Raw genomic sequence first — 12,453 nt, 5'->3', positions numbered from 1 at the left:
GATCCTGCGGGCAATCCACCACCGCGACGGCGCGGTAAGACCTTAAGGCAGACAGACCATGCGGAAGCTGCACAACATCGGAGTCGCGAAACGGCTCGGGCTCATCGTCGGCACCGGGTCCGTGCTGCTCGCCGCATTGGCCTGCATCAACCTCTACAGCCAGAACAGCCTCGCGGCGCAGAGCAGGACGATCACCGGGCTGCAACAGGGCCTCGCCGCGCTGCACCACCTGGACACCCGGCAGAGCGAGCTGAAGGTCGACGCTTACCGCTCGCTGCTCGGCCAGGACGTCACCCAGGACGTCGCCGACGACGTGCAGTCCTCGACCGAGGCCGCCGACGCGGTCGCCGCCTCCGGCCTGACGCCGGAGATGCTGGCCACGTTCACCTCGATCCGGCCGGACTTCGTGGACTTCAGCCAGTTCATCACCGACTTCGCGAACGACGCCAAGGGCAACCGGGCCGCCGCGGTGAAGCGGATCGCCGAGATCGCCGACCGTAACCACAAGACGGACGACGAGCTGGGCGCGCTCACCGACCAGGCCACGGCGGCCGCGGTCCAGGAGCAGAAGGACATGGACTCCACCGTCGCCTTCTCCCGCCTGCTCGCGCTGATCGTCGCCGGCTTCGGCCTGATCCTCATGATCGGGTTCGCGATCCCGCTGGTCCGCTCGATCCTCAAGCCGGTGCTCCGCCTCGGCGTGGTGATCGACGCGCTGGCCAGGGGCGACCTCACCGTGCGCAGCGGGATCACCAGCCGGGACGAGCTGGGCGTGATGGCCGCCGACCTGGACCGCTCGCTCGACGGGCTGCGCGAGTCGATGAGCACCATCGCCGGCGACGCCGACATGCTGGCCAGCGCCTCCGCCGAGCTGTCCGCGGTGGCCGGCACGATCGCCGACGCGGCCGGCGACACCAACGCGCAGACCGCGTCCGCCGCCGCCGAGGCCGAGGAGATCTCCCGCAACGTGCAGTCGGTCGCGGCCGGCGCCGACGAGATGGGCCTGGCGATCCGCGAGATCTCCCGCAACACCAGCGAGTCGGCCCAGGTCGCGAGCGTGGCCGTGGGCGAGGCGGCGCGCGCCACCGAGACGATCCGCCAGCTCGGCGAGTCGTCCGCCGAGATCGGCAACGTGATCAAGCTGATCACCGCGATCGCCGAGCAGACCAACCTGCTGGCGCTCAACGCCACCATCGAGGCGGCCCGGGCCGGCGAGATGGGCAAGGGCTTCGCGGTCGTCGCCAGCGAGGTCAAGGACCTGGCTCAGGAGACGGCGAAGGCGACCGAGGACATCGGCGCCCGGGTCGCGGCCATCCAGCAGGACACCAGCGGCGCGGTCGAGGTCATCTCCCGGATCTCCGAGGTCATCGGGCAGATCAACGAGTTCCAGCTGACGATCGCCTCGGCCATCGAGGAGCAGACCGCCACCACCGGCGAGATGGGCCGCAGCATCGGCGAGGTGGCCAACGGCTCCACCCGGATCGCGCTGAACATCGCCGACGTCTCGGCGGCCGGCGCGACCTCGGCCCAGGGCGTCGAGCAGACCCGTACGGCCTCGAACGAGGTGGCCCGCACCGCCGAGGAGCTCCGCAACCTCGTCGGCGGCTTCAAGTACTGAATGTTCCCCCCACAGCGTGCCGCGCCGGCCATGGATGGCCGGCGCGGCACGCGCCTTTCGCGCCTCGCGAAGGATCCGAGCTATGTATCGGGCAATTCCTCGGGAACGATGGTGAGGTACGCCGGAAGCTTGGCGCCGAGTTGCTGAAGTCTCTCGGCCGCGCGCGCCACCGGAAGGCCGGTGTGGTTCAGACCGGGCAGAAGCCGTCCACCGTCTATCGGTTCTTCAAGATCGAGCCAAGGGGCTTGACCATCCAAACTCATCGAGAGCAGAACCTGGTCGTTTCGCGTGAGCCGTGTCCGTTGCCACGTAAATTCGGGAAGCTCGGCGCCCAACTCCCGCAGGCGAACAGCTGACTGCTGTGGTGGCCATCCAAGCGTCGCGGCCGCACCCATCACGTGTCCGACCGACACTGGCTCTGCCAAGTTGAGCCAGCCCGGGCGGCCCGTGATCCGCACCCTCAGGAGGTTTTGATCATCTCGGGAGAGCGGCGCATCCGACCACGAAATATCAGGAAGCACTGCGCCCAGGGCTTGTAGCCGATCCGCCGTACGCCGCGGTGACCATCCCAGCGCCACGGAACCTTCGATCACGCTGCCCGGAAGGACCGGTTCCGACAGATCGATCCAACGGATCGGACCACTACTCTCGGCCGTCAGGAGTTGTTGATCTTCTCGAGAGAGCGGCGCACTCGGCCAGGCGGCGTCAGGAACTATCGCGCCGAGCTCTCGCAGACGATCGGATAGTCGTTGCGGAGAGCATCCCAGTTCCACAGAGCAACCCAATACATATGCCGCTGGGACCGTCTTCGACAGGTCAAGCCAATCATCCGGGCCGTGCGGTGCGTATTTCAAGAAAAGTTGATCTTCGACATTGAGCGGCTCCTCCGGCCAGGGGAACTCGGGAAGGTCAGCCCCAAGTTCGCGCAACCGTCCCGCCGCCCGTAGCGGTGACCACCCCAACCGCGCACCAGCACTCATTACCTCACCGGCGTGCAATGGGTCGGAAAGGTCCAGCCAGTGGATAGTCCGGCCAAATTCACGCGAGAGGAGGCGTCCATCCTCAGTGTCGAGAGGTGCTTCCGGCCACGGGAAGTTGGGGGGCACGGCCCCAAGCTCCCGCAACCGTTGTGCCACTCGGGCAGGTGACCAGCCCAGCCTCGCGGCGGCCGCGACGACCTGCCCGACCCGAATCGGCCCTGCGATGTCAAGCCAACGATCCGGGCCGGGCCTATCGCGCGATAGGAGGAGTTGGTCCTCTTGGTTGAGCGGAGCATCGGGCCAAGAGAAGTCTGGAAGCTGAGCCCCAAGTTCCCTCAACCGTCGCGCCGCCCGCAACGGCGGCCACCCCAGCCGCGCGCAAGCGTCCACCACGTGTCCGAACGGCACTGGTTCGGACAGGTCCAACCATCGGCTCCGGCCGTGCCATTCGGATGTCAGCAGACCCTGGTCGTCGTCGGTGAGCGGAGCGTTCGGCCACGCGACGTCGGGAAGCCTGGCCCCCAGCTCGCGCAACCGCTCCGCCGCTCGAAGGGGCGACCACCCCAGCGCGACGCCGGCCGCAATCGGCTGGCTGGCGGGAACAGGATTCGACAGGTCGGACCAATGACCAGCGACGCTACTCAGCTCAGCCCTCAGCAGGCGTTGGTCGTCGCTGGTAAGCGGCTCACGCGGCCACGCGACGTCGGCCAGACTGGCACCCAGCTCACGCAAACGCTCCGACGACCGCAGCGGCGCCCATCCCAGCACAATACTGGCCACAAGCACGTGCCTGGACGGCACCCGCTTCGACATGTCGAGCCAGCCTCCCCTTCCGTCGGCACGTGCGGAGAGAAGAACGGCGTCGGACGGCCGAGCCGGTGAAACAGCAGGCGAATCTGAAGTTGTTCGCAAACCCCCGACGAGGGCGGCCCGAAGATAGGACCGCAAACGCCAGTCGCCAAGACGCAAGGCGGGACGTCTATTGGTGTCATCGTGGAGACTGCGGTGGAAGTCGGACATGGAGAACAGCGCGTCGTCGAGCGGAAAGACGCCGACCGCACCTGGCTCGATGGTCACGCCGCCCGCCCTGGGGAACGTCATTCCCGAATCGGTCACGGACTGTGCGATGGCGTCCGCCAGGTCGCTGTCTTGCTCCGCGAGCTGCCCGAGCCAAAGCAGCGTGAAGATCCCCTGCTTCTCAGCAAGCAGATCGGGAATGGCGCGAAATTGCAGCTCTCGTACACCGTCACGATCCATCGCCAGAATGCGGCGGCGGTCGATGGTCAGGCGCGGAGACAGTGAGCCCGTGAGGTTCACAATGCGCCCGTAGGGTGCCGAACCGGCCCAGAGTCCATCGGCCAAGATCCCACCCTGGCCATCGCACCACGAGACGTTACGGACTGAAGACGGCACCGCCCGAACCCTTGGTTCCCCTCGTCGCAACATGGTCTCGGTGGCGTGTCTGTCGAGCGGATCCCGAACACCGATCGGCGCTTTGGCAGACAACTCCCCGGGCAGCCACTCGGCGCTGCTCGATCCGTCAGTTGCCGTCAGGGCCACCTCGGACACCCAGAGCAAGCGCGTCAATAAGTCCACACACGACACGGAAATGCCGGTCCGCAGGAAAATACGAACGGCCGTACCGGATTCGCCGTTGCTTTCGACATGACGCACGCGGCACAGGGAGCCGGGGCCGTCGATGCCGACCTGGAGGCGGGGCTGAAGCTCACCGTCCCTCGAGAAGCGCGCTGTGGAGACCTCGATCTCGTCGCCGAGCATGAAGTAGCTCAGGACGCCTATGCCGAAGCGGCTGTTTGGGAAGAAGTGGATCTGCTCTCGCTCCCAAGCAGCCTGTTCCTCGCCGAAGTCCGGCAGGTCGGCGAAGCGGGCACCGGCATTGGAGAAGACCGTGCTGAGTTCCCGCTCGGACATCCCCACCCCGTTGTCCCGGCACTCCAGCCACGGACGCCCGTCATCGTCGACGCCCTGAGCGAACGCGATTCTCCCCTTCCACGGAGCAGCCGGTCGCCCGCCGTGCAGAAGGTGCTCCGTTCGCGCCTTGCGGTACCGGCAGGCGTCCAGCGCGTTCTGGTACAGCTCCCGAATCGCCAGCGCTGGGTCCCCGTACAGCTGCTCCCCCATGAGCAGTTCCTGGACCCGATCGTCGTCGAGGCGGAAGCGGAACCCCACGTTGTCGTACCGCGGACGTCCCTCCGGAGTACTCAGCGGACGAAGACCGTCCGAAGCGACATGGGTCGGGAGGTCGTGCAGCACGTCCAGGGTCCGGTCGGCCAAGGCCACGACGTCGATGCGCTCCAGAACCTCGGCGATTCCCCTGGTGTGGTCGGCCAGCGCCACCTGCACCGCCTGGTGCGGACACTCCACCTCCAACACCCGGGTACGCCCGCGAGCCGACCATCGCGCGGTCTGCACAGCTCGCAGGACCTCGGTGAGGTCGACGCCGTCAGCACCCCCGATGTGGTCGATCATGATGTTCGGCAGCGCCGTGACGTCGATCGTGAACTCCTCGGCGACCCGCAGGATCAGCGCGATCAGCCGGTCCCGGATGTGCTGCTCGTTCGGTGAGCCGCCGGCGATGGTCTGGATACCGGCGGGAATCTCCGTCCCGGCCAGCGCGTCGGCCGCGGAGGCAGCCGACGCGGACGATCCCGCTGCCTCCGGCTCGGTACGCAGGGCTCGCAGCAGGCGAGCGAGCCGGGCGTCGGTGATTACCTCGCGAAGCAGCTCAGCGGCATCACCGTCGGGCGCATCGAGAACGCCCAGGACGCATTCGGCGACCACCGGGGCCCGAAATACCTGCGGGCGCTGCGAAAGCCACCGGTGATAGGCGCCCCAGCGCACCGCGCGGGCAAATGGCTGATCATCAGGCTTGTCCAGGCGCGCCAGCCGCCGACGAATCCGCGCTTCTCCTCCCACGAACCGGCGGAAGTCAGCGGCCTCGTCGCCCTGGTCGTCGAGCACCGAGCGAAACGACACCGCGCACTGCGCCCGGTGCAGTTGCTGCGCGAACGGCAGCAGCACAAGGACTGCCGCCTCCGCCGGGCTGAGCGGCGGCTTGTCGTCCTCGGCCAGTTTGCCCGGGTTGAGCACATTCTTGACGACCCACGAGAGCCGGTCGTGCATCCGGATGGCGTGCTCGTCGTCCCACCAGGGGTCGTCCGACAGGTCCAGGCGAAGTTCCTCGTAACGCCGCGACCACGTCCCGGCGCATTCGGCCACGGCATCGCGCAGGAGGACGGCCAGACCCGGCAGCCCGTCGACGCCGGGTCGCCCGGAGTCCGGGACCGGACGCACGAGGTCCCACACAGCGTGCGCAGCGGCTCGGTCCCGCCAAGCGGACGCTCCCCGCGAGGCCATCGCCCGCACCCGGCGGTCCACTAGGACGAGCCGATCGCAGCCCGCGGTGTCGCCGTCCAAGTTCGGCTTCTGCAGCGGCACGCTCCACTCGGCGCTCAGGTTCTCGAGGCGGACGCGGACCGCCTCCCTTACAGCCGTGAGGGTGCCCGAAACAGCGTCATCGGTGATCGCCCGGCTGAATGCGCGGGTGAACAGGCTGAAGGTGCCGTCGGGAGTCTCCTTCCACCGCGCCATCTCTCCGCTGGAGCAGGCGTACAGGTAGGCGATCGTCCGTCCGGCGGATCGCCGGCGCTGCTGTTCGCTCCAAGCGTGGACGTAGCTGTAGCCCGCCTTCTCCCGCAGCCGCACGCCTTCGCGGCAGGCGTCGACCACGACGAGCACGTCCCCGCACCGACTTTCCTCGATGTGCCCGTCGAAGTCGATCTCCAGGCATCGCTCCGTGAATTTCCGGCTGGTGGTGTCGGCGCTGGACGGCAACAGATAGTCATGTCCGTCGCGGTGGATGCCGTGACCGCTCAGGAAGATCAGCAGCTGCTGCCCGGGTTCGGCGTGGCGGCAGAACTGCTCGATCGCGGTGTCGATACGGTCGCGGTCGCCGTGATGATCCGGGTGGCGTTCGACCTCGTAACCCACCGACCGGAGTGCCTTGCTCAGGTCGTCGAGGTCGTCTGCGACGAACGGGAGCGAGTCGATCGCGGGATCGTCATACTCCGTCACGCCAATGAGCAGCGCCCTCCGCGGATGGTTGAGCACAGCCCGGATCACTGGCGTTCGAACGTCAGCTTGATCCCGCCGGTTCCGCTCATTTCGACCCCGGTGCCGAGGATGCAGATCTTCCCCGAGGCGGTGACCTCGAACGACACCTCGACCTTCTTCAACGGCAGGTCATCCCCAGCGGTGGCGAGACCGGCGAACGCCTGCCGCAGCTTCGCGACGGTCGCCTCAAGGTTCTGCTGGAACGCATCTACGCTGATCTCGCACCGGGCCACGTCGTATTCACCACGGGTGAAGATGCCCTTGGTACCGGCCGTCTTCTCGTCCTCGGCGGAGACGAGGAAGTCGAGGGTGGCGGAATGATCCGTCATGCGGCGTCCCAGGTAGTCGTTCGTCGATGAAGTGAGCGAGACTACACCGCGCGGACCGCGGGCGCCTCATCGATCAATACGGCATGCTGCCACGCCGGTCGAACGCGCCGGAACACCCATTCGAGCGACTCGTTCCGGGTTCAGCCCTCGGTTTAGTTCAAATCTGTATCTGATCAGGACGCCTGGCGAACACCTCTCCGCCATGAAGCCCTCCCATGATCCACCTTCAGCGAGCACCGGACCGGTGCCGTAGAAGGAGGAACACAAGTGCGCACCACCTCGGCCGTACGGTCGCCCTGACCCTGGCCGCCGGCACGGCCGTCGCCATGGCGGCCTGCTCGCCCCCGGAGAAGAAGGACGACGCCGCGGCGTCCGGCGGCAGCGCGGCCACCGCCGCCGGCGCCGCCGACCTCGGCGGCATGGACGCGCTGGTCGCCGCGGCCAAGAAGGAGGGCCAGCTCAACGTCATCGCGCTGCCGCCGGACTGGGCGAACTACGGCGAGATCATCAAGGCGTTCGGCGACAAGTACGGCATCAAGGTCAACTCGGCCCAGCCGGACGGCGCCTCGCAGGACGAGATCAACGCCGCCAACCAGCTCAAGGGCCAGGACAAGGCGCCCGACGTGTTCGACCTCGGCGGCGCCGTGGCGACCGCCAACACCGCCATGTTCGCCCCGTACAAGGTCGCGACCTGGTCGGACATCCCCGACTCGCTCAAGGAGACGACCGGGGCCTGGACGAACGACTACGGCGGCTACATGTCGATCGGCTACGACAGCGCCAAGGTGCCCGCGCCGACGACGGTCGCCGACCTGCTCAAGCCGGCGTACAAGGGCAAGGTCGCGCTCAACGGCGACCCGACGCAGGCCGGTTCGGCGTTCGGCGGCGTGCAGATGGCCTCGATCGCCGGCGGCGGCACCGCCGAGGACATCACCAAGGGCGTCGACTTCTTCGGCCGGCTCAAGAAGGCCGGCAACTTCCTGCCCGTCGACCCGACCGGCGCCACCATCGAGAGCGGCCAGACCCCGGTCGTCTTCGACTGGGACTACCTGAACGCGGCCGAGACGAAGAAGCTCTCGACCTGGAAGACGTTCGTGCCGTCGGGCGCCGTGCTCGGCTCGTACTACGTCCAGGCGATCAACAAGGACGCCCCGCACCCGGCCGCCGCGCGGCTGTGGGAGGAGTACCTGTACTCCGACGAGGGCCAGAACCTGTGGCTCAAGGGCGGCGCCCGCCCGGTGCGCGCCGAAGCCATGCAGAAGGCCGGCACGCTCGACGCGACCGCGTTCGCCGCGCTGCCGAAGGTGGACGGCACCCCGGTCATCCCGACCGAGGCGCAGAACACCGCGGCCAAGCAGTACCTGACCGCGAACTGGGCCAAGACCATTGGCTGAGATCGCCACCACCGCTCCGCAGACCGTGGCCCGCCGGCCGCGGCTGCGGGGCACCGCCCTGCTCGGCACGGTGCCCTTCTTCGCGTACGTGGCCATCTTCCTGATCATTCCGACCCTGGTCGTGGTGATCGGCGCCTTCGCCGGCGACGGCGGTGGTATGACCTTCGCCAATGTGAAGGCGCTGACCGATAGCTACATCCTCGACGCGTTCGGCCGGAGCATCTTGCTATCGGCGGTCAGCGCGCTGGTCGGCGCGGTCCTCGGCGGGCTGCTCGCCTATGCCCTGGTCACCGCGAAGCCGCGGGGCGTGCTGCGGCGGATCGTCACCGCGGCGGCCGGCGTGCTCGCCCAGTTCGGCGGCGTCACGCTGGCGTTCGCGTTCCTCGCGACGATCGGCCTTTCCGGTTTCCTCACAGTCTGGCTGCACGACCATCTGAGCATTGACCTGTACGCGAACGGGGTGTGGCTGTTCGAGCTGCCCGGCCTGATCCTCGTCTACACGTACTTCCAGATACCGCTCATGGTGATCGTGTTCCTGCCCGCGCTGGACGGCATCCGTCCACAGTGGCGCGAGGCGACCGAGAGCCTCGGCGGCACGACCTGGCAGTACTGGACCCGGGTCGCGGGGCCGCTGCTGGCGCCCGCGTTCCTCGGCTCCACGCTGCTGCTGTTCGCCAACGCCTTCTCCGCGTACGCGACCGCCGCCGCCCTGGTCAGCCAGGGCAGCCCGATCATCCCGCTGCAGATCCGCGGCGCGCTGACCAGCGAGGTCGTCCTCGGCCAGCAGAACCTCGGCAAGGCCATGGCGCTCGGCATGGTCCTGGTCGTGGCCGTGGTGATGGGCATGTACAGCCTGCTGGAGAGGAGGACCGCCAAATGGCTGGGGTGAACGCCCGCCGGGCGAGCCGGCAGCGCGTCCTGCGCTGGGTCGTGCTGATCGTGCTCGGCATCTTCTTCCTGCTCCCGCTGGCCGCGATGGTCGAGTTCAGCACCCGCGACTCGCAGACCTGGCCGCTGCTGGTGAACTGGCCGCGTCTGTCCGGCACCTATCCGGATCTGGCCGAGGGCATCGTCGCCTCGCTCGAACAGGCCGGCCTGACCGCGCTGCTCATGCTGGTGCTGCTGGTGCCGACCGCGATCTGGGTGCGCCTGCGGCTGCCGAGGATCCGGCGACTCGTCGAGTTCCTGTGCCTGCTCCCGCTCACCATCCCCGCGATCGTGCTGGTGGTCGGGCTCGCCCCGGTCTATGCGTGGGTCGTCTACTTCCTGGGCGGCTCGTCGATCACGCTGGTCTTCGCGTACACCATATTGGTCTTGCCTTATGCCTATCGTTCCATTGACGCGGGCCTGGCCGCGATCGATGTGAAGACCCTCGCGGAGGCCGCCCGGAGCCTCGGCGCCGGCTGGACCACGGTGATCGTCCGGGTGGTGCTGCCGAACATCCGCTCGGCCGTGCTGTCGGCGGCGTTCCTGTCGGTGGCGCTCGTGCTCGGCGAGTACACGATCGCGTCCCTGCTCAACCGCACCAACCTGCAGGTCTCGATCGCGCTGCTCGGCAAGAGCAGCGCCACCATGTCGGTCGCCGTCTCGCTGACGGCGCTGCTGCTGGCGTTCGTCCTCCTGCTTCTGCTGTCCCTCTTCGGCGACCGCCGCAAGTCCACCAAGGAGCCCGCATGACCGGCGTGGCCGTCCACCTCAACGGGTTGCGCCGCACCTTCGGCACGGTGCACGCCCTCGACAACCTCGACCTGTCCATCGAGGCCGGTGAGCTCATCTGCCTGCTCGGGCCGTCCGGCTGCGGCAAGACCACGGCGCTGCGGGTGCTCGCCGGCCTCGAGGACGCCGACGACGGCCGGGTGCTGGTGGGCGGCAAGGACGTCACCGCCCTGCCCGCCAACAAGCGCGACATGGGAATGGTCTTTCAGGCATACAGCCTGTTCCCCCACCTCACCGCGCTCGACAACGTCGAGTTCGGACTGAAGCTGCGCGGCCGCAGGCGCAAGCCCGGCCGCGCCGCCGAGATGCTCGAGCTGGTCGGGCTCTCGAAGTTCACCGCCCGCTACCCGCATCAGATGTCGGGCGGGCAGCAGCAGCGGGTGGCGCTGGCCCGCGCGCTGGCGATCGAGCCGGCCGTGCTGCTGCTCGACGAGCCGCTGAGCGCGCTGGACGCGAAGGTCCGCGTGCAGCTGCGCGACGAGATCAAGCGGATCCAGTCCTCGGTCGGCACGACCACGCTGTTCGTCACCCACGACCAGGAGGAGGCCCTCGCCGTCGCCGACCGGGTCGGTGTCATGCGGGCCGGGAAACTGGAGCAGCTGGCCTCCCCGTCGGACGTCTACCAGAGGCCGGCGAGCGCATTCGTGGCCGACTTCGTGGGCGTGAGCAACCGCCTGCCCGGTGCCGTCTCCGCTTCCGGGGACTCGATCACCGTGCTCGGGACGTCGCTGCCGCTGGTCTCCCCGGCCCCGGCCGGGCCGGCTACCGCTCTCGTGCGGCCGGAGGCCGTGTCGGTCACCCCGGCCGAGGACGGCGCGGGACGGGTGCTGACCTGCAGCTTCCTCGGCCCGACCAGCCGCGTCACGGTCACCGTCGGCGAGACGCTGGTCGTGGCCCAGGTCGCCAGCGGCCTGGTTCCCGCACTCACCCCCGGCACCGCCGTCGACGTGACGCTGGCGCCGGTCCCGGTCGCGCTGGATTTATAACTTATTTCGCGTTTCGCCCCCGGAGGGACAAACCGGTTCGTACGGTCGATAACCGTGCGCAGACTTTTCGCCCTCCTCCTGAGCCTGGTCGTCCCGGCGGTGCTGCTTCTGCCGGGGCGACCGGCCGTCGCCGCCTCCGTCTGGCATGTGGTCGCCCCCGGCGAGACCATGCAGAGCATCGCCCGCGACTTCGGCCTGCGGGTGGCCGACGTGGCCCGCTGGAACCAGATCGTCGCCCCCTACCCGGTGCACATCGACGAGACGCTCCGCCTGACCCCGCCGCTGTCGCCCCTCCCGCCGTGGCGCACCCGCGTCGAGCCGGTCACCCCCGCGATGGTCAACTGGAACCCCGCGCTCAAGTGCCCCGTCCCGCCGGCCGCGCTCCGAAAGGTCTGGGTGTCCTACATCGACCTGCAGGGCGCCTACCACGACGGCAGCATCATCGTGCACCGCGACGTGGTCGCCCGGGTCCAGAACATCTTCCTGACCCTGTTCCGCTGGCGCTACCGCATCATGGCCATGGCCCCCGTGTCGGTCAACCTGCCCGGCACCTCCGACATGAGCATCGTCACCGCCGGCTACAACTGCCGCCCCGTCGGCGGCACCGACGTCTGGTCCGAACACGCCTTCGGCACCGCGATCGACATCAACCCCCTGCAGAACCCGATGATCCGCAACGGCGCCGTCTCCCCCGCCGCCGGCCGCTACTACCTCAACCGCTCCCGCTACCTGATCGGCATGGTCCACCCCGAGGGCGCCGCCAGAGCCTTCACCGCCAACGGCTACTTCTGGGGCGGCCAGTGGCGAAACCTGAAGGACTACATGCATTTCAGCGTTACCAACCGCTGACGACCAGGTCATCCGCAGACCACCCCGCCCGTAAGGCGAAGGATCCGGGCACCTGCGCCGCCTTCTCCGTGCGGGAGTCGACGTCTTCGTCGCCCGGGCCGTGGATGGTCTTCTCTCGCGACCGCTGCAACACCAGGCCCGCGCCGATGGGAGCCGCCTCGATATGTCGCTCTCGCTCCTGGCGGACATACATGACGCCGCGCTGGGAGTCCGTCAGGTCGCAGCTGGAGGTTAGGGTGACGGCATTGCCCTGGTCCCTGGCCACAGCGATGACGGACGTGGACCTCGAAGGCTGGGGCCGAGATCGTTGGCCGACAGGGCGCATCGCCGCAACGCTCAGGAATCGTCAGCGGGAAGCTCGCCGCCGTCCGGGCGGTGAGCCGTCGGAGCGTTCACGGAGATGCCACGGCCGGCTGGTCTCACCGTCCGTCGTCGTCACCCATCCCG

At 68.4% G+C, this 12,453-nt stretch carries 8 protein-coding genes; 6 read left to right on the top strand and 2 right to left on the bottom strand.

Annotation, left to right across the window (positions count from 1 at the left end; all coding sequences use genetic code 11):
- Positions 1-58 precede the first annotated feature (58 nt).
- Positions 59-1,618 (top strand): methyl-accepting chemotaxis protein, encoded by a 1,560-nt coding sequence (locus tag A3CQ_RS0138480; RefSeq protein ID WP_020516300.1) that lies wholly within the window; start codon positions 59-61, stop codon positions 1,616-1,618.
- 80 nt (positions 1,619-1,698) lie between these two features.
- Here the strand turns inward: A3CQ_RS0138480 and A3CQ_RS61835 are convergent, their stop codons facing one another.
- Both A3CQ_RS61835 and A3CQ_RS0138470 read right to left on the bottom strand, forming a co-directional pair.
- Positions 1,699-6,729, bottom strand: coding sequence for a wHTH domain-containing protein (locus A3CQ_RS61835; protein ID WP_342663732.1), 5,031 nt, complete (start codon positions 6,727-6,729; stop codon positions 1,699-1,701).
- An 8-nt stretch (positions 6,730-6,737) separates the two neighbouring features.
- Positions 6,738-7,061 carry a Pepco domain-containing protein gene (locus tag A3CQ_RS0138470; protein WP_020516298.1) on the bottom strand — a complete coding sequence of 108 codons (324 nt, stop codon included), beginning with the start codon at positions 7,059-7,061 and terminating at the stop codon, positions 6,738-6,740.
- Positions 7,062-7,276: 215 nt separating this feature from the next.
- Here A3CQ_RS0138470 and A3CQ_RS0138465 point away from each other — a divergent pair, with 215 nt between their 5' ends.
- The 5 genes from A3CQ_RS0138465 to A3CQ_RS0138445 are packed head-to-tail and all read left to right on the top strand — an operon-like array spanning position 7,277 to position 12,006.
- Entirely contained in the window at positions 7,277-8,455 is a 1,179-nt protein-coding gene (locus A3CQ_RS0138465; protein ID WP_084699411.1) for an ABC transporter substrate-binding protein, read from the top strand.
- On the top strand, positions 8,448-9,344 hold the full coding sequence (locus A3CQ_RS0138460) for an ABC transporter permease (RefSeq protein ID WP_020516296.1): 897 nt from the start codon (positions 8,448-8,450) through the stop codon (positions 9,342-9,344). The genes A3CQ_RS0138465 and A3CQ_RS0138460 overlap by 8 nt, the downstream gene beginning before the upstream one ends.
- Positions 9,332-10,132 (top strand): ABC transporter permease, encoded by an 801-nt coding sequence (locus A3CQ_RS0138455; RefSeq protein ID WP_051115476.1) that lies wholly within the window; start codon positions 9,332-9,334, stop codon positions 10,130-10,132. Before A3CQ_RS0138460 ends, A3CQ_RS0138455 begins: the two co-directional genes overlap by 13 nt.
- On the top strand, positions 10,129-11,157 hold the full coding sequence (locus A3CQ_RS0138450) for an ABC transporter ATP-binding protein (RefSeq protein WP_020516294.1): 1,029 nt from the start codon (positions 10,129-10,131) through the stop codon (positions 11,155-11,157). The genes A3CQ_RS0138455 and A3CQ_RS0138450 overlap by 4 nt, the downstream gene beginning before the upstream one ends.
- A gap of 54 nt (positions 11,158-11,211) precedes the next feature.
- The gene (locus A3CQ_RS0138445; protein ID WP_020516293.1) at positions 11,212-12,006 is read left to right on the top strand and encodes a M15 family metallopeptidase; all 795 of its coding nucleotides are present in this window, start codon (positions 11,212-11,214) and stop codon (positions 12,004-12,006) included.
- Positions 12,007-12,453 lie beyond the last annotated feature (447 nt).

It is taken from the genome of Paractinoplanes globisporus DSM 43857 (assembly GCF_000379645.1).
Classification (GTDB): Bacteria; Actinomycetota; Actinomycetes; order Mycobacteriales; family Micromonosporaceae; genus Actinoplanes; species Actinoplanes globisporus.
The sequence above is the reverse complement of the archived record's forward strand: the minus strand, read 5'-3'. Positions and strand labels throughout refer to the sequence as shown.